Consider the following 18106-nt stretch of genomic DNA (forward strand, 5'->3'; position numbering starts at 1 on the left):
CGGCAGGGGGGCCGTACGGCGTCACCGGGAGCGCTCCGACAGCCTGCTGTGCCGGTGGCCGTACCCGAAGTAGATCAGGATCCCGAGGAGCATCCACGCCACGAACCTGAGCCAGGTCTCCACCGGGAGGTTGAGCATCAGGTAGACGCAGGCGAGCACCGACAGGATCGGCACCAGCGGCACAAGCGGGGTGCGGAAGGAACGCGGCAGGTCGGGGCGGGTACGGCGGAGGATGACCACCGCGATCGAGACCACCACGAACGCGAAGAGCGTGCCGATGTTGACCAGCTCGGCGATGGTGGCCAGCGGCACCAGCCCGGCCAGGGCCGCGACGACGAGGCCCATCATGATGGTGATGAGGTACGGGGTCCGATATCGGGGATGGACCTTGGCCAGCCCGCGCGGCAGCAGGTTGTCGCGGCACATGGCGAACATCACCCGTGACATGCCCAGCATGAGGATCATCACGACCGTCGTCAGGCCCGCCAGGGCGCCGACGCTGATCAGCGACGCGGCCCAGGTCTGGCCGACCGCCTTGAACGCGTCGGCCAGCGGCGCGGCCTCGCTGAGCCCGCTGTAGGGCTGCATGCCGACCACGACCAGGGATACCGCGACGTACAGCACCGTGCAGATGGCGAGCGAGGACAGGATGCCGATGGGCAGGTCCCGCTGCGGGTCGCGCGTCTCCTCGGCCGCGGTGGCGACCACGTCGAAGCCGATGTAGGCGAAGAACACGATGGCCGCGGCGCTGAAGACGCCCAGCACCCCGTACGCGACCGGGGTGATCCCGAACAGCACCTGGATCAGCGGCGCGGACAGTCCCTCCACGGCGGGGGTCGGCTTGGCCGGCGGGATGAACGGCGAGTAGTTGGCGGCCCTGACGAAGAACAGGCCGGCAACGATGACCAGCAGGATCACCGCGAGCTTGATCGTGACGATGACCAGGTTGAACCGGGACGACAGCTTGATCCCGATGACCAGGATCGCGGTGAGGATCAGCACGATCAGTGCGGCGGGCAGGTTGAACGCCGCCCCCTCCCCCGCGATCGCGCCGGGCAGCGTCACCCCCAGGGACGCCAGCAGCGAGGTCAGGTATCCCGACCAGCCGACCGCGACGACCGCGGCGCCGAGCATCATCTCCAGCATCAGGTCCCAGCCGATGATCCAGGCGGGAAACTCGCCGAGGGTGGCGAAGGCGAAGGTGTAGGCGGACCCGGCCACCGGGACGGTGGAGGCGAACTCGGCGTAGCAGAGCGCCGCCAGCGCGCAGACGACGCCCGCGACCACGAAGGACAGGGCGACCGCGGGCCCGGCCATCTCCCTGGCGACCCGGCCGGTGAGCACGAAGATGCCGGTGCCGACGATGACGCCGATCCCGAAGACGGTGAGGTCCAGCGCGCTGAGATCCTTGCGCAACCGGTGTTCCGGCGCCTCGGTATCCAAGATCGATTGTTCTACCGACTTGACGCGCAAGACGCCCATGGCCCCTCCTCGACCGCCGGTTCCGTGTCGCAGATCACATGCCCAGCGGATCGGCGGCCGAACGGCGAACTCGGGGTTGTTTAGGGGGAGGTCCCCGATGCCGCCCACCGCTCACGACCGCGATCCTGGGGTCATGCTCCTGGACATGCTGCAGTCGTCGTCTCCGTACCTGGTCGGCTCGATACTCCTCGCCGTGCTGGCGATCGCCGGCTCGCTGATACCCGGTGTCGCGGCGCTCCTCGTGGCGGGGGCGGCGCTGGCGGGTCCGTGGGAGATCGCGGCGGTGGCGGTCGCCGGGTGCGCCGGGTACGCCCTGTACGCCACCGGCGGCTGGCTCGTCGGCCGCCGGTACGGATCGCGGCTGCGCCTCAGCGGGGCCGGGCGCAGGATCGGCGAGCGGCGCTGGTCGCGGGCCGAGCAACTGGCCACGGGCGCGGGCAACGGCCCGGCTCTGGCCGCCGCCTGCTTCCTGCCCGTGGTCGGCTCGCTCACCCCGGTCGTCGCCGGGAGCCTGAGCATGCCGTACACGCGCTTCATCCGCTGGGCTCTGGCGGGCGCCGCGCTCTGGGTGGGCGTCTACCTGTCGCTGGGCGCCCTCGCGGGTGAGGCCCTGCGCGAGAACCAGCACCTGCTGGTACCGATCTTCGCGTGCGTGGCCGTCGTGGTCGCGGGCCTCGTCGTGATCAACCGCCGTGCCCGCCCGCCGCGGGAGGCGGCGGGCACGGGCGACGACGCGGGTGACACGAGCGGCACCGGCGGCGCGGCCGGCTCCGGCGAGGCGGGCCGGAAGGTCCTCGGATAGCGGGGAGAGACCGGGGGGCTCTCGTTCAGCGGGTCGGGTGGTTCTCCAGGGCCGGGGAGCGCTTCGCGATCGCCTCGGTGATCTGGCGGGCGATGTCCTGCGAGGTCAGGCCGATCTCGCTGAGGATCCTCGGACGCTTGGCGTGGTCGAGGAAGCGCTGCGGGATGCCGTACGTGCGGACCGGCACGTCCACGTCGGCGTCGCGCAGCATGCGGGCGACCGCGTCGCCGACCGCGCCCACCCGGCCGTTGTCCTCGACCACCACGACCAGCTTGTGGGCGCGGGCGGCCGGGACCAGGGCCTCGTCCAGGGGCTTGACCCAGCGCGGGTCGACCACCGTGGCGGAGATGCCCTGGGCGTCGAGCAGGTCGGCGGCCTCCAGGCACAGTTCGGCCATCGGTCCCACGGACACGAGCAGCACGTCGGGGTCGCCCGCGCGCAGCACGTCCATCTCGCCGAGGCGGCCGACCGCCTCGGTCTCGGTGGCCACCGCTCCCTTGGGGTAGCGCAGGACGCTCGGACCGTCGTCGATCTTCACGGCCTCGGCCAGCAATTCGCGCAGGCGGGGCTCGTCGCGGGGAACGGCGATCGACAGGCCGGGGACGACCTGCAGGATCGACAGGTCCCACATGCCGTTGTGGCTGGCGCCGTCGTCGCCGGTGACGCCCGCCCGGTCGAGCACGACCGTGACGGGGAGCCGGTGCAGGGCGACGTCCATCAGGAGCTGGTCGAAGGCCCGGTTGAGGAAGGTGGCGTAGACCGCCACCACCGGGTGCAGGCCGCCGAGCGCCAGGCCGGCGGCGCTGGTCAGGGCGTGCTGCTCGGCGATGCCGACGTCGTAGAGGCGGTCGGGGTAGGCCTCGGAGAACGGGATCAGGCCGGTGGGGCCGAGCATCGCGGCGGTGATCGCCACGATGTCGCGCCGCTCGGCGCCCAGGCGCACCATCTCCTGGCCGAAGACGTTGGTCCAGCCGTGCGGCTTCGGCTTCTCCTCACCGGTCAGCGGGTCGAAGACGCCCGGCGAGTGGAAGCAGTCCTCGTCGTGGTTCTCCGCCGGGGAGTAGCCGAAGCCCTTCTTGGTGAGCACGTGCACGATGACCGGGCGGCGGAAGTCGCGGGCCCTGCGCAGCGCGGCCTCCACGGCCTGCTCGTCGTGGCCGTCGACCAGCCCGATGTACTTCAGGCCGAGGTCCTCGAACATGACCTGCGGGGCCAGGACGTCCTTGATGCCCTTCTTGACGCCGTGCAGGGCGTCGTAGACGGGAGCGCCGACCACCGGGACCCTGGTCAGGTTGCCCTTGACGAAGTCGAGCACGTCCTCGTAGCGCTGGTTGGTGCGCAGGGAGGCCAGGTGTGAGGCGAGCCCGCCGATGGTGGGCGAGTAGGAGCGGCCGTTGTCGTTGACCACGATGATCAGTGGCAGGTCCTTGCGCCCCGCGATGTTGTTGAGCGCCTCCCAGGCCATGCCACCGGTGAGCGCCCCGTCCCCGATCACCGCGACGACCGTGCGGTCCACCTCGCCGCGCACCCTGTACGCCTTGGCCAGGCCGTCGGCGTACGACAGCGCGGTCGAGGCGTGGGAGTTCTCGATGATGTCGTGCTCGGACTCGCTCTGGCTCGGGTAGCCCGACAGGCCGCCCTCCTGACGGAGCGTGTCGAACTGCCCGGCCCGGCCGGTGAGCATCTTGTGGACGTAGGCCTGGTGGCCGGTGTCCCACAGAATGGGGTCGTGCGGCGAGTCGAAGACCCGGTGCATCGCGATCGTCAGCTCGACGACGCCGAGGTTGGGGCCGAGGTGACCGCCACTGCGGGCGGTGGAGGAGATCAGGAGATCCCTGATCTCCGCGGCGAGGACCGGTAGCTCGTCCACCGCCAAGCGCTTGAGGTCTCCTGGTCCCTTGACCGACTCCAGAAGATTTCCAGGCTGCCCGGTCCGCTCGCTCACGGAATCATCCCCTCTGTCCAGTCAACGTCACGACGAGTCTAGTTGCGATGGGGAACACAACCCCCGAGAGCGGCGATTCTGCACGCTTTATCCACACTTGCAATAACCTTTGCCCCACCATGAAAACTCTCCCCTTTAGGCAACTATCGCCTCTTGTTGCCGCCTCGTTGATGTTTGCCCTGGTGACGGGCCTGGACACAGCCAACGCGTCCGACTCACGGACCGCCGCGACCTCCGCCTCGCAGCAGGTCGCGCCGGTCACCCAGACGACGCCGAGCACGACCACCTCCGCCAGGAAGCAGGCACCCCCGCGCGGCCGGGCCGCCGCGACGGCCAGTCCCCTCTACCGCACCGGCACCCTGCCCACCATGCGCTGTCAGGCCGGACAGATCCGCGCGGGGAGCGCGGCCTCCTACCGGACCTTCGTGACCAAGATGATCCGCTGCCTGAACCTGGCCTGGAAGACCCAGTTCAGGAAGACCAACCTGGCGTTCTCCCAGCCCAGACTGCGTTTCTCCACCACCAAGGTGAACACCCCCTGCGGCCGGTGGCCCAGCAGCGCCGGGGGGCTGTACTGCTCCAGCAACCGCACCATCTACATCGGTGTCACGCGTGAGGTCCTGAAGAACGCCTTCCCGGCCAACCACGCCCAGTTCATCGCCCACGAGTACGGTCACCACGTGCAGCGCCTCGCGGGCATCATGGACTACTACGGCAACAGCATCTGGCGCGCCTCCTCCTCCGCCAAGCTGGCCTTCTCCCGCCGCCTCGAACTGCAGGCCGACTGCCTGGGCTCCGCCTTCCTGCGCCAGATCGCCGACGACCTGCCGGTCGAGCAGGCGCAGTGGGAGGCGATGGTCAGCTGGGTCAACGCCAACGGGCACAAGAACTGGCCCAAGAACGACCACGGCAAGGGCCGGAGCCAGGCCTACTGGATGGAGCGCGGTTACAACGCCGGCTCCCCATCCGGCTGCAACACCTGGACGGCCCCCACCGGCCGCGTCGCCTGACCTTCGTACCGCCCTCGCACACCCCTCGGCACCACCCTCGCGCCGCCTGACCCCGGCACGAACCCGCGATATGCGGCCACGCTCCCCGAGCGTGGCCGCATATCAGCTTTACCCCCCCTTTAACCTCCCCTAGGGTTGAGAATCATGCGCATCCCCCTTATCGCACTCCTCTCCGGCGTGCTCGTGAGCACGCTGCTCTCCGGTACGGCGGGCGCGGCGGCCACCACCGGGCACCTCGCACCGGTGCCCACGGGCAAGGCCGCCCTGACCGCCAACCCGATCTACAAGACGGGCAAGCTCGAACCGGACGCCTGTCCGGAGCAACCCGTCTACAACGACGACCTGGAGACCGCGGAGACCTATCTCAGCTTCGCTCTGGACTGTCTCAACGAGGGCTGGGAGTACCAGTTCGCCAAGGCGAAACTGCCCTTCTCCAAGCCCCGGTTCGCCGTCACCTCGCGCATCGGCGTCCCGACCGGCTGCGGCAAGTTCCCCAAGGGCGCCCAGGCGATCTACTGCTCGGCGAACAAGAAGATCACCTTCTACCTCAGCAAGGGGATCCTCTCCCAGGCGACCGAGCTGTTCCTGCTCCAGACCCTGGCGCACGAGTACGGGCACCACGTCCAGCAGCTCTCCGGGATCCTGACGGCCGTCGACTCCCGGAAGTACAAGAACGAGAAGGCCCTGCTCGCCGAGATACGCAAGATCGAGCTCCAGGCCGAATGCCTGAGCGGCGCCTTCATCGGCAGCATCTGGCGCTCGCTTAACCGCCGCGAGTCGGACTACAGGTACGTCCTGAACGCCGCCTACAGCACGGCCAGCCACGGCACGGCCAAGAACATCGCCTACTGGGTGACCCGCGGTTTCCAGCAGGAGACCCCTGGCGCCTGCAACACCTTCACCGCCCCCAAGTCCAGGGTCTCCTGACCCTCCGACCTTCGAGGACCACCCGCCGCCGTCCCCCGGACGCGCGACGGGTGGTCCTTCTTTTCCACCCGGTGTAAGTCCTGTCCCCCACGGGGTTAGAGGCCTCATCCCCGCCCGGCGCGAGCGGTCTCCCCCGAAACGCGACCACGAGTGGCGACGGACCTGTGACGTTCGGTAACCTGGCGACGCCGCCTGAACGACCCTCCCCGTGAGCGCCCTCCACGCCACGGAACCAGGCTCGGTCCCCCCGCTGGTCGACGGCAAGGAGAAAGACAGATATGGACACCACAGACATCCGCCTGCGCGTCCTGGAAACGGACGTCGCCAAGCTCCGCCTGCAGAACGAGGAAGGCAGGGTGGTCAGCGCCGGGATCCTCGAGGTCCTGACCGACCTACGGACGGAGATGTCTGGAATCCGGACGGAGATGGACAAACTCCGAACCGGACAGGACGAACTGCGCGCCGGGCAGGACGAACTGCGCGCCGAGATGCGAACCGGGCACGCCGAGCTGCGCGAGGAGCTCTCCGTGGTCAAGCGCTCCGTCGGCAGCCTCGAACTCTCCATGAAGCGCGTCGAGGGTGACGTCGCCGAGCTCAAGGCCGGTCACATCGAACTGCGTCACCTGGTCGCCGGTCTCGTCAAGTAACACCCGCACCGCCGCCGGCACCCACGGGCCCTGGGTGCCGACAGCGCGACATCCCACGAATCACCACCGAACACGGATCACCACGCGACGCGGATCACTATGGAACGCGGATCGCCCCGGCCACGAACCCCACCGGCTCGGGACGCCCCGCCCACGGCGGCGGGATGCCCCCCGCTCCTCGCCCCGCCGGACAGCGCGGAAGGGCGCGGGAGGACGCGGGAGGACGCGGAAAAGTCAGGAGCCCGCGCGGGCGAGGACTTCGAGGGGGTCGGCGAGGACCTGGGAGAAGGCCAGCTCGGCGGCGCCGACGAGAGTGGCGTCATCGCCGAGGGCCGAGGTGCGCAGGCGCAGGTGCTCACGACACGGGGGCAGGGCGTCGAGGGCGAGACGGCTGCGGACCTGCGCGGCGGAGCCGAGATAGATCTCCCTGAGCGTCCCCCCGAAGACGACCATCTCCGGGTTGAACAGATTGACGAGGTTGGAGACGCCCAGGCCGAGCCAGTCGCCGACGCGGCTCAGGGCCGCCTGCGCGACGACGTCTCCCCGGTCCGCGGCGTCGACCACCGCGCGGACGGCGTCCCTGCCGACCTGGGAGCCGAAGCGGCCCGCGGCCTCCAGGAGGGCACGCTCCCCGACCTCCGCCTCCAGGCAACCGTGCGAGCCGCACCCGCAGAGGCGGCCCTTGTCGGGATTGACGATCATGTGCCCGACCTCGCCGCCGAAGCCCAGGTGGCCGCCGAGCAGCTGGCCGTTGACGATCACTCCCCCGCCGATGCCGACGTCCCCGTGGAGGTAGACGAGGTCGCGGCAGCCGACACCGACGCCCCGGGTCTGCTCGGCGAGGGCGGCGAGGTTGGCGTCGTTGCCGACGGTGACCGGCAGGCCGAAGGCCAGCCGGCGGGTCATCTCGTCGGCGAACGGCACGTCGTCCACGGTGACCATGTTCGGCCCGAACCTGATGACCCCGTCGCCGCGGCCCACTCCCCCGGAGAAGGCCGCCGCCACCCCGACGCACACCGTGTCAGGCCGGGTCCTGCGGTGCATCTGCCGGGCGAAGGCGGCGAGCGGGCCGACGATCTCCTCCAGGGAGAAGTCCCCGCGCCGCCGTACCGTCTCGCGGCGGTCGAGGATGGTGCCGCCCAGGCCGACGCGGGCGGCGACCAGCCGGTCGACGCCCACGTCGAGGGCGAACACGTAGACCCGCGCCGACTCCGGGCGGACCACCAGGGACGGACGCCCGGCTCTGCCCGTCTCCCTGGGGAGTTCCTCCCTGACCAGCCCGGCGGCGGTCAGATCGGCGGTGAGGGCCATGATGGTGCTGCGGTTGAGGCCCATCCGGTTGGTGAGCTCCGCGCGCGAGGTGGGGCCACTCAGATGGACGTGTCTGAGCAGTGCCCCAAGGTTGTGACGCCTGATCTCCTCTTGGGAGGGGCCTGCCCGCATGGCGTGGTGTTCCTTCGGTGAATCGGAGTCGCTGATCACCTTAGACCAGTGGCGGCCGCCCGCTTGCGGGACAGCGCGTCCACCATGGCGGCCAGCAACAGAACCGATCCGGTCACCATGAACTTCACACCGGAGCTGTAGCCCATCAGGCCCATGCCGTTCTCGATGACCGCGACCACGGCGCCGCCGAGGATGGCGTCCAGCACCCGGCCCTTGCCGCCGAACAGGCTGGTGCCGCCGATGACGGCGGCGCCGACCGCGTAGAGCAGCACGTTGCTGCCGCCGGTGTTGGGGTCGACGGAGCTGGCCCGCGAGGCGGCGATGATGCCGCCGACGGCGGCCATGGAGGAACAGATCACGAAGGCGCTGATCTTCATCCGGTCGACGTTGATGCCCGCCCGGCGCGCGGCCTCGGCGTTGCCGCCGACCGCGTACAGGTGGCGCCCGTACGCCGTGCGGCGGAGCACGAACGTCAGGATCAGCAGCAGCACCACGATGATGGGCACCACGAGCGGCACGCCCGCCAGGGAGACGACGGCGACGTTGCGGCTGCGCTCGATGTTGAGGAAGTAGACGGCGAGGCCGCCGAGCAGCGCGAGGGCGCCGACCCTGACCGCGATCAGCGAGATCGGGTCGGAGGTCAGGCCCCGGGAGGCGCGCTTCTGGGAGCGCAGCAGCTGGAGTCCGGCGTAGGCGGCGACGCCCACGGCCAGCAGGATCCAGCCCAGTGTGGGCGGGAGGTTCTTGTTGGCGATCGAGAGGATGGTCTCGTCGCGGATGGCGATGATGGTGCCGCCCTTGACGAGCAGCAGGACCAGGCCCTGGAAGGCCAGGAAGGCCGCGAGCGTCACCACGAACGACGGGATGCCGAGTTTCGCGACGATGGAGCCGATCGCGGTGCCGATCACCACGCCGGTGAGGATCGCCGCGCCCACCGCCACGTACCAGGGCAGTCCCTGGCTGCTGAGCATGATCGCGAGCACCGCGGCGCAGACACCGCTGGCGAAGCCCGCCGACAGGTCGATCTCGCCGAGGAGCAGCACGAAGACCAGGCCCATGGCGATCACGGTGACCGCGGCGCCCTGGGTGAACAGGTTGGCGAAGTTGCCCGACGTCAGGAAGGAGGGCCGCAGGATGGCGAAGATCGTGCAGAGCACCACGAGGCCGAACACCGCGGGCAGCGCGCCCATGTCGCCGCCGCGTACCCTCTCGGCGTAGCCGCGGACGTTGGTCCTGATCGAGGGTGCCTCGTGTGCGGTCTTCGGCGAAATCGTGGCGGTCATACGGTGACTCCGTTGGTGAGGCCGAGGTCCCCGCTGCGGCCAGAGGTGATCAGTTCGACGACCTGCGCGTGGGTGACGTCCGAGGTCTTGACCTGGGCCGCCATCCGGCCGAGGTAGAGGGTGGCGATCCGGTCGGACACGGCGAAGACGTCGTTCATGTTGTGTGAGATCAGGACGACGGCCAGGCCCTGGTCGGCCAGGCGCCGGACCAGTTCCAGCACCTGCGCCGTCTGGGCGACGCCGAGGGCGGCGGTCGGCTCGTCGAGGATGACGACCTTGCTGTTCCACAGCACGGCCTTGGCGATGGCCACCGTCTGGCGCTGGCCGCCGGAGAGGCTGGCGACGAGCTGGCGGATGGATTTGACGGTCCTGACCGAGAGGCTCTCCAGGGTCCTGGCCGCCATCTCCTCCATCGTGTCCTCGTCGAGGACGATGCCGCGCTTGTGCTCGCGGCCGAGGAACATGTTCTGGACGATGTCGAGGTTGTCGCAGAGCGCGAGGTCCTGGTAGACGATCTCGATGCCCAGGTCGGCCGCGTCGCGCGGGCTGCCGATCTGGACGGCCTTGCCGTCGAAGAAGTACTCGCCGGAGTCGATCGGGTGGATGCCGCCGACGCATTTGACGAGGGTGGACTTTCCTGCGCCGTTGTCGCCGACCAGCGCGGTCACCTCTCCGGAGTACGCGGAGAGGGAGACGTCGTGCAGAACCTGTACGGGACCGAAACTCTTGTCGATCCCGCGGAGTTCCAGTGCGGGGGTCATGGGGTTGTGCTCCCTGTGTTCATTGCGCGGGGCGAAGCTCGCGCGGCTCGGGCGCCTGCGGGCGGCGTCCTGCCCTGTCGCTGCCGCCGGCGCCGGGAGACGCTCACCTGCCGCGTCTCCCGGCGTCACAGGGTGGGGTGTGCCGCGATCGAGCGCGAGGGCGCGGCCGGCCGGGGGACGACCGGCCGCGCCCTCCACGCCTTACTGGATTCCGGCCTCGGTGCACTTGGCGGCGAACTCACCGGTGCACAGCTCGTCCTTGGTCACGAAGCCGTCGGCGACGACGTCCTTGACGCTGTCGAAGAAGATCGGCTGCGGGTCGAGGAGGACGGCGGGCACGTCGGCGCCGCTCTCGGTGTCCTTGACCGTGCCGGTCGCCGCGGGCTTCTCGCCCTTGGCCAGGCCGATGGCCAGCGTGGCGGCCGCGTCGGCCTCCTTCTTGATCGCCTTGTAGACCGTCATGCACTGGTCGCCGGCGAGGATGTTCTGCAGGCCCTGCACGGTGGCGTCCTGGCCGGTGACCGGGACCTTGCCGTTCAGGCTGTTCTTCTTGAGGACGGAGATGGCGGCGTTGCCGAGACCGTCGTTGGCGGCCAGGACGCCGGCAATCTTCGGCTGCTCGGTGAGCATCTGCTCGAAGATCGTGCCGGCCTGGGCGTTGTCCCAGTCGGGGACCGACTGGTCGGGGCCCTTGACGTAGTCGCCGGAGTCGTACTTGGGCTTGAGCACGCCGTCGTAGCCGTTCTTGAACAGCGTGGCGTTGTTGTCGGTCGGCGAGCCGTTGAGCTCGGCGACGATCGGCTTCTCGGCCTTCTTGTCGGTCAGGCACTTCACCAGGCCCTCACCCTGCAGGGTGCCGACCTTGGTGTTGTCGAAGCTGACGTAGTACTGGGCGCCGCCGTTGAGGGTGAGGCGGTCGTAGTCGATGGTGGCCACGCCCTGCGCCTTGGCCTTGTCGAGCACGGCCTTGCCGGTGCCGCTGTCGAGGTTGACGATCATCAGGACCGTGGCCCCGTTGGTGATCATCTGGTCGGCGATGGTCTGGAACTGGGTCTTGTCGCCCTGGGCGTTCTGGATGTCGTAGGCGACACCCGCGGCCTTGAACGCCTCCTCCAGGTACTTGCGGTCCGCGGTCTCCCAGCGGGCGGAGGACTTGCTGTCGGGGAGGATGACGCCGACCTTGCCCGCGGCCGTGCTCTCCGAAGGGGCTGCGCTGCTCGAGGCGCTGGTTTCGGGGCTGTCGCTCCCGCAAGCGGTGAGGCCGAGGGTCATCGCCGCGGCGGCGGCGGTAAGGCTGAGGATCCCCTTGCGCATGGTGCACGGGTCCTTTCTTCGAAAATGGGGGGTACGGACGTGCGGCATGCCGAATTCGCGGGTAGGGCTTGCCGGGTCTCGGCTCACCGTTCCGTTGAATGTTGTTTGCGGCAACGTATTCCGCCGTTGGCCTGGAGCGCCAGACCTCCCAGAGGTAAAGTTTGTTGTGGCCGGTAACAATCCAGAAACGCGCTCTTAACCGCCTCGGTTACATACGGTCCTTTACTCTCCCCATGTCCCCGCCGTTATGGCGATCACCGGCCTGACCTGCCCGCTTTTTCGAGGCGGCACAGCGCCCTCGCTCCCGGCCCTCTCCCTCGCGACACCGCCGAAACCTCCGCGGTCAGGGCCCCATCACCCCCGCGCCCCCCGGGAAACGCGGAAGACCCCGGAAAGCACGGAACCGCCCGGCGGGATGGTGTCCCGCCGGGCGGTTCTCGTCTGGGGTGTGCCCCCATGCGGGCGAGGCTTACGTGCGGCCCCGCCCCCCTGCTCAGCTCTTGGCGAGCAGGGAGCGCAGGACGTACTGCATGATGCCCCCGTGCCGGTAGTAGTCGGCCTCGCCGGGGGTGTCGATGCGCACGACCGCCTGGAACTCCTTGCCGTCGGCCCTGACCGTCACGGTCTGCGGGACGCCGCCCTCGTTGAGGGCCTCGACGCCGACGACGTCGAAGGTCTCCTCACCGGTCAGGCCGAGCGACTGCGCCGTCTCCCCCTCGGGGAACTGCAGCGGCAGCACGCCCATGCCGATCAGGTTGGAGCGGTGGATGCGCTCGTAGGACTCGGCGACGACGGCGCGGACGCCGAGCAGCGCGGTGCCCTTGGCCGCCCAGTCGCGCGAGGAGCCCGAACCGTACTCCTTGCCGGCCAGGACCACGAGCGGGATGCCCGCGGCCTGGTAGTTGGCCGAGGCGTCGTAGATGAAGGACTGCGGCCCGCCCTCAAGGGTGAAGTCGCGGGTGTAGCCGCCCTCCACGCCGTCGAGCAGCAGGTTCCTCAGCCGGATGTTGGCGAAGGTGCCGCGGATCATGACCTCGTGGTTGCCGCGGCGCGAGCCGTAGGAGTTGAAGTCCTTGACCCCGACGCCGTGCTCCTTCAGGTAGTCGGCGGCGGGGGTGCCGACCTTGATGGCACCCGCCGGGGAGATGTGGTCGGTGGTGACCGAGTCGCCCAGCTTCGCGAGCACCCGGGCTCCGGAGATGTCGGTCACCGGCTCCGGCTCGGGCGGCATGCCCTCGAAGTACGGGGCCTTGCGGACGTAGGTCGAGTCGGGGTCCCACTCGAAGGTGTTGCCGGTCGGGATCGGCAGCGAGCGCCAGGTCTCGTCGCCCTTGAACACGTCGGCGTAGTCGTGCAGGAACATCTCCTGGTCGATCGAGGAGGCGACGACCGCCGCGATCTCCTCGGGAGCCGGCCAGATGTCGGCGAGGAACACCGGCTCGCCGTCCGAGCCCACACCCAGCGGCTCGTTGTTCAGGTCGAGGTCCATGGTGCCCGCGAGGGCGTAGGCGACGACCAGCGGCGGCGAGGCCAGGTAGTTCATCTTGACGTCGGGGTTGATCCGGCCCTCGAAGTTGCGGTTGCCCGACAGCACGGCGGTGACCGCGAGGTCGTTCTCCTGGATGGCGGCGGAGATCTCCTCCTGCAGCGGGCCCGAGTTGCCGATGCAGGTGGTGCAGCCGTAGCCGACCAGGTTGAAACCGATCTTGTCGAGGTACGGCTGCAGGCCGGAGCGCTCGAAGTAGCCGGTGACGACCTGCGAGCCGGGGGCCAGCGAGGTCTTGACCCACGGCTTGCGGGTCAGGCCCTTCTCGACCGCGTTCCTGGCGAGCAGCGCGGCGCCCATCATGACGTACGGGTTGGAGGTGTTGGTGCAGCTGGTGATCGCGGCGATGGTCACCACGCCGTGGTCGATCTCGAAGCCGGTGCCGTCGGCCAGGGTGACCTGCACCACCTTGTGCGGGCGCTCACCGTTGAGGCCGGCCGGGTGCGGCTTGTCGCCGTTGTCGTTGTGGGAGACCGCCGGGGAGTCGGAGGCGGGGAACGACTCGCCGGACGCCTCGTCGAGCGGGCCCTGCTCGCTCGACACGTAGTCCTTGACGGCCGCGCGCCAGGCGCTCTTGGCGTCCGACAGCGCGATGCGGTCCTGGGGACGCTTGGGGCCGGCGATCGACGGGACGACCGTGGACAGGTCCAGCTCGATGTACTCGGAGAAGACCGGCTCCTCGGCCTCGGGGTCGAGCCACATGCCCTGGGTCTTGGCGTAGGCCTCGACCAGGGCGACCTGCTCGGCGGAGCGGCCGGTCAGCGTGAGGTAGTCGGTCGTCTGGCCGTCGATCGGGAAGATCGCGCAGGTCGAGCCGAACTCGGGGCTCATGTTGCCGATCGTGGCCCGGTTGGCCAGCGGCACGCTGGAGACGCCGTCGCCGTAGAACTCCACGAACTTGCCGACGACGCCGTGCTTGCGGAGCATCTCGGTGATCGTGAGCACCAGGTCGGTGGCGGTGGCCCCGGCGGGGAGCTTGCCGGTCAGCTTGAAGCCGACCACGCGCGGGATGAGCATGGAGATCGGCTGGCCGAGCATCGCGGCCTCGGCCTCGATGCCGCCGACGCCCCAGCCCAGGACGCCGATGCCGTTCTCCATGGTGGTGTGGGAGTCGGTGCCGACGCAGGTGTCGGGATACGCCTTCCCCTCGCGGACCATCACGACGCGGGCCAGGTGCTCGATGTTGACCTGGTGCACGATGCCGGTGCCCGGCGGGACGACCTTGAACTCGTCGAAGGCGGTCTGGCCCCAGCGCAGGAACTGGTAGCGCTCGCGGTTGCGCTCGTACTCCCTGTCGACGTTGCGCTGGAAGGAGTCGGCCCCGCCGAAGAAGTCGACGATGACCGAGTGGTCGATGACCATCTCGGCCGGGGCGAGCGGGTTGATCCTGGCGGGGTCGCCGCCGAGGTCGCGGACGGCCTCGCGCATGGTCGCCAGGTCGACGACGCACGGGACGCCGGTGAAGTCCTGCATGATCACGCGGGCCGGCGTGAACTGGATCTCCACGTTCGGGGCCGCCTTCGGGTCCCACTGGCCGATCGCGCGGATGTGGTCGGCGGTGATGTTCGCGCCGTCCTCCGTACGGAGAAGGTTCTCCAGAAGGATCTTCAGGCTGTACGGGAGACGCCCCGAGCCCTCCACGGCGTCCAGCCGGTAGATCTCGTATTCCGCGTCACCGACGCGGAGCGTGTCACGGCTGCCGAAGCTGTTCGCGGACACGGTTCGCCTCCCTCATCACCTGATGTCTGGCGCGCCGGCACATAAGGCGCGATTGAATCCTGCCGCACCGCCCGAGCGCCCTTGACTGTTAGGTATGCCTAACTCGCAGGTCACTCACAGGTTGCAGTGGATGTCTCGATATCAAGATATCCCTCCGGGTATCTCGACATCAAATTACTCCTCAGTATGATCACTGCGGGGCGAGACGGAGATACAGCAACCCGAGAACGACGACAGAAAGTACCGGGGCGAGAAACTTCTGCTCGAAGGCGCGGCCCGTCTTGATGCCGATCTTCCACGGCAGCAGCCACTTCTGCCGCATCGGCCAGAGCACCGGACAGCCCTTCTCGGTGCAGCAGTCGCCCATGACGTGGGTCAGGCATCCGATCGCGACCGCCAGTCCCATCCAGGCGTATTCCACGTTGTCGCTGCGGAACACCACGAACAGCCCGGCCGTCATGCCGACGTTGAGCATCGCCGAGGCGAACTTCTTGCCCGGGATGCCGATGCCGATCGACCGCAGCGACAGGCCGATGAGCAGGACCACCAGGATGTCGCGGCCGATCGGATGGGTGTTGGCCAGGTAGTGCGCGCCGAAGCCCATGGCGATCGCGAAGACCAGCGAGTGGGTGGCGTTGCGGTGGCCTCCGGCGAGCCACGAGACCGCCTTGCTCAGGCCCCAGGTGACCGGCCCGAACGTCTGCGCGATCGTCGCGCTCGGATGGTCGAGGTCCGGCAGCATCGCGGCACCGGCGCAGATGATGGCCCCGGCGATGAACTCGGCCGGATTGAGCGCGTTGACCATGACGCCGGTCTCGATGTATCTGGACGTCTCGGTCAGCAAGGGCAGCGCGGCCAGCGCCGGTGCCACCCCCAGCCAGGCGATCGCACCCGTCAGCGCATGCGTATGCCCCATCATCGGCCAAACACCCCCATCAAGATCACCTCGGGAGACTGTACGCCAAAGCCTCCCCCAGATGGAGGACCGTGCCATTTCACGCCGTCGGCGTGTCGCGGGGGCGGGATGGCCCCGGCGCGTGAGCGCTGATCGTTTTCCGCCGATTCCAGGGTCGCCCGGGGGCGACGATGGTCCGCTTCGATCTTCCCGTCCCTTCACGAGAGGTGACTGCCATCCGCATCTTCCTACGAATGGGGAACGGATGGAACGGGCGAATGGTGCCTCGGGCGGGGCCGGAGAGTGTCACGGCGGAGTGATCGTCCCGATGAGGTGGGTATCGCGGGGAACTTTCCGGGATGTCTTCACCGGAGGCCCGAACGCGAGCGCGATCAAGAACCAGAGAGGGTCTCGCCCGAGGACTCGGGAGGGTCGCGATCAAGCGGGGGCGTGCGAAAACGACAGACGGGACCGTTCCGCACCGAAAGCACCCCCCAGCCCTTCCGGCACGGAACGAATCCCGTCTACGTCCTTTGTAACGTGCAGGTCTCAGTGCTTGTTCCAGAATCCGGCAAGAATTACGTGATCTGCCTCACTTCTACGTAGAGTAACGGATCATCACTCTCGGCAACGACGGCCGAAAGCGACCCCGGGAGGCGAGGAGAAGGCCCCGAGGCCTCGCGCGAGCCGACCGCCCAGACCGCCCAGACCTGGGCACGAAGGCTCCCGGTCCGGCGGACGGCGGTGCGGCGGACCTCCCGTACGAGCGGCACGGCGGAGGGCGATACGGGCGGCCGGGACCGGATGCGGGCCGCTAAAACGCGATCCCGCGACTGCCGACGATCAGACACCCCCGCATCCCACAGAACCCCATATTTCGTGACACGAGGTTGCCGTCAGAATGTTCTCGATATATCTTTGAAGCATCGAGAGTGGTCAAAAGAAGATCGCGATATGGAGGTACGACATGACATCGTCCAACGCGATGGGCGGCCCCTGGGCCGGATTCGGATCCCACGAGGTCAGGCGCGAGATGAAGCGCGCGGCCAGGGAGGCATGGCGGCAGATGGCCGCCGGATGGCACGAGGGCGGTCCGGAGCACGGCCCCCGCGCGCCGCACCACGCACACCACGAGGGCGGCCCTCACGAGCACCGCCACCGCGACCACCGCGGCCACCGCGGCCCCTTCCCCTTCGGCGGGTTCCCCTGGGACCTCGGCCGGGGCGGCAGGGGGGGCAGAGGCCCGTTCGGCGGAGGTCCCTTCGGCGGCCCGCCGTTCGGGCGCGGGCGCAAGGCGAAGCGCGGCGACGTCCGCGCGGCGATCCTCGCCCTGCTCACCGAGTCGTCGCACAACGGCTACCAGATCATCCAGGAGATCGAGCGGCGCAGCGAGGGCGGCTGGAAGCCCAGCCCCGGAGCGGTCTACCCGGCCCTGCAGCAGCTCACCGACGAGGGACTGGTCCTGGCCGAGGAGAACGAGGGCCGCAAGACCTTCAGCCTCACCGACGCCGGGCGCGCCTACGTGGCCGAGCACTCCGACGAGGTGCGCGCCCCGTGGGAGGAGATGACGCCCGAGGTCGACGACAGCACCTGGGAGCTGATGGACATCACCCGCCAGTCGGGGTTCGCCATGCTCCAGATCCTGCAGACCGGCAGCGACGCGCAGATCCGGCAGGCGAAGCAGACCCTGGTCGAGACGCGCCGCAAGCTCTACCAGATCTTGGCCGACGGCGACACCGGCGAGGAGTGACCCGACCATGACGCCCCGAGACGACCTCCGTATCGGAGACGCCGAGCGTGACGTGGCGATGGAGTCCCTGCGCGAGCACTACGTGCAGGGCCGCCTGACTCGTGAGGAGCTCGACGAGCGCCTCGAACTGACCCTTTCCGCGCGGACGGGCGGCGAGCTGGCCCGGGTGAGCGCGGACCTTCCCGGCCCGAGCACCCCCCGGGCGGAGGAGGCCGAGGACGCCTGGGGTCCCTGGGGCGCGGGAGCCCCCTGGGGCCCGGGGAAAACCCCCTGGGGGCCGGGCAGGGGGCCCTGGGGGCCGGGACCGGGCCGGCGCCGCGGGCACACCCATCACTGGGGCCGTCACCACCCGGGCTGGAGCCACCACCACATGGGCCACCGCGGCGGGCCGCCGCCGCTCTTTCCCCTGATGATCCTGGTGCTGGTGGCCGGGGTGCTGATCGGCGGGTTCGGGGTGCTCAAGTTCGTCTTCCTGGCCTGGCTGGTGATGGCCGTGCTGGGCATGCTCGGCCGCGGGCGGGGGCGCTCCAGGACGCGTTCCCGCCGGGTGGGCCCCCCGGCCGGGTTCTGATCCGTATCCGG

At 69.3% G+C, this 18106-nt stretch carries 14 protein-coding genes; 6 read left to right on the forward strand and 8 right to left on the reverse strand.

Annotated elements, in window-relative coordinates; translation table 11 throughout:
• Positions 1 to 21: 21 nt before the first annotated feature.
• Positions 22 to 1482 carry an amino acid permease gene (locus ACSDR0_RS14350; RefSeq protein ID WP_435289274.1) on the reverse strand — a complete coding sequence of 487 codons (1461 nt, stop codon included), beginning with the start codon at positions 1480 to 1482 and terminating at the stop codon, positions 22 to 24.
• Between the two features lie 97 nt (positions 1483 to 1579).
• Between ACSDR0_RS14350 and ACSDR0_RS14355 the strand changes: the two genes are divergently transcribed.
• Positions 1580 to 2284, forward strand: a complete 705-nt coding sequence (locus ACSDR0_RS14355) for a DedA family protein (RefSeq protein ID WP_435289275.1) — start codon at positions 1580 to 1582, stop codon at positions 2282 to 2284.
• A gap of 25 nt (positions 2285 to 2309) precedes the next feature.
• On the opposite strand, the gene dxs is transcribed toward ACSDR0_RS14355, so the two are convergent.
• The gene (gene dxs, locus ACSDR0_RS14360) at positions 2310 to 4229 is read right to left on the reverse strand and encodes a 1-deoxy-D-xylulose-5-phosphate synthase (protein WP_435289276.1); all 1920 of its coding nucleotides are present in this window, start codon (positions 4227 to 4229) and stop codon (positions 2310 to 2312) included.
• A gap of 182 nt (positions 4230 to 4411) precedes the next feature.
• Here dxs and ACSDR0_RS14365 point away from each other — a divergent pair, with 182 nt between their 5' ends.
• The 3 genes from ACSDR0_RS14365 to ACSDR0_RS14375 all read left to right on the forward strand — a co-directional run bounded on the left by ACSDR0_RS14365 (position 4412) and on the right by ACSDR0_RS14375 (position 6813).
• The gene (locus ACSDR0_RS14365) at positions 4412 to 5239 is read left to right on the forward strand and encodes a neutral zinc metallopeptidase (RefSeq protein WP_435289277.1); all 828 of its coding nucleotides are present in this window, start codon (positions 4412 to 4414) and stop codon (positions 5237 to 5239) included.
• Positions 5240 to 5383: 144 nt separating this feature from the next.
• Positions 5384 to 6166: a neutral zinc metallopeptidase gene (locus ACSDR0_RS14370; protein WP_435289278.1), complete on the forward strand. Its 783-nt coding sequence runs from the start codon at positions 5384 to 5386 to the stop codon at positions 6164 to 6166.
• A gap of 278 nt (positions 6167 to 6444) precedes the next feature.
• Positions 6445 to 6813, forward strand: a complete 369-nt coding sequence (locus tag ACSDR0_RS14375; protein ID WP_435289279.1) for a hypothetical protein — start codon at positions 6445 to 6447, stop codon at positions 6811 to 6813.
• Between the two features lie 234 nt (positions 6814 to 7047).
• On the opposite strand, the gene ACSDR0_RS14380 is transcribed toward ACSDR0_RS14375, so the two are convergent.
• The 6 genes from ACSDR0_RS14380 to ACSDR0_RS14405 all read right to left on the reverse strand — a co-directional run bounded on the left by ACSDR0_RS14380 (position 7048) and on the right by ACSDR0_RS14405 (position 15798).
• On the reverse strand, positions 7048 to 8256 hold the full coding sequence (locus ACSDR0_RS14380) for an ROK family transcriptional regulator (RefSeq protein WP_435289280.1): 1209 nt from the start codon (positions 8254 to 8256) through the stop codon (positions 7048 to 7050).
• Between the two features lie 35 nt (positions 8257 to 8291).
• The gene (locus tag ACSDR0_RS14385; protein ID WP_435289281.1) at positions 8292 to 9539 is read right to left on the reverse strand and encodes a sugar ABC transporter permease; all 1248 of its coding nucleotides are present in this window, start codon (positions 9537 to 9539) and stop codon (positions 8292 to 8294) included.
• On the reverse strand, positions 9536 to 10300 hold the full coding sequence (locus ACSDR0_RS14390) for an ATP-binding cassette domain-containing protein (RefSeq protein WP_435289282.1): 765 nt from the start codon (positions 10298 to 10300) through the stop codon (positions 9536 to 9538). Before ACSDR0_RS14390 ends, ACSDR0_RS14385 begins: the two co-directional genes overlap by 4 nt.
• 201 nt (positions 10301 to 10501) lie before the next feature.
• The gene (locus tag ACSDR0_RS14395) at positions 10502 to 11614 is read right to left on the reverse strand and encodes a sugar ABC transporter substrate-binding protein (RefSeq protein ID WP_435289283.1); all 1113 of its coding nucleotides are present in this window, start codon (positions 11612 to 11614) and stop codon (positions 10502 to 10504) included.
• A 493-nt stretch (positions 11615 to 12107) separates the two neighbouring features.
• Positions 12108 to 14879: an aconitate hydratase AcnA gene (acnA, locus tag ACSDR0_RS14400; RefSeq protein ID WP_435289284.1), complete on the reverse strand. Its 2772-nt coding sequence runs from the start codon at positions 14877 to 14879 to the stop codon at positions 12108 to 12110.
• A 190-nt stretch (positions 14880 to 15069) separates the two neighbouring features.
• Positions 15070 to 15798 carry a metal-dependent hydrolase gene (locus tag ACSDR0_RS14405; RefSeq protein WP_435289285.1) on the reverse strand — a complete coding sequence of 243 codons (729 nt, stop codon included), beginning with the start codon at positions 15796 to 15798 and terminating at the stop codon, positions 15070 to 15072.
• A gap of 943 nt (positions 15799 to 16741) precedes the next feature.
• On the opposite strand from ACSDR0_RS14405, the gene ACSDR0_RS14410 reads away from it, so the two are divergent.
• Positions 16742 to 17524, forward strand: coding sequence for a PadR family transcriptional regulator (locus ACSDR0_RS14410; protein ID WP_435289286.1), 783 nt, complete (start codon positions 16742 to 16744; stop codon positions 17522 to 17524).
• A 7-nt stretch (positions 17525 to 17531) separates the two neighbouring features.
• Positions 17532 to 18095 (forward strand): DUF1707 SHOCT-like domain-containing protein, encoded by a 564-nt coding sequence (locus tag ACSDR0_RS14415; RefSeq protein ID WP_435289287.1) that lies wholly within the window; start codon positions 17532 to 17534, stop codon positions 18093 to 18095.
• The last annotated feature ends 11 nt before the right edge of the window (positions 18096 to 18106 follow it).

This window comes from Streptosporangium sp. G11 (genome assembly GCF_051192615.1).
Classification (GTDB): Bacteria; Actinomycetota; Actinomycetes; order Streptosporangiales; family Streptosporangiaceae; genus Streptosporangium.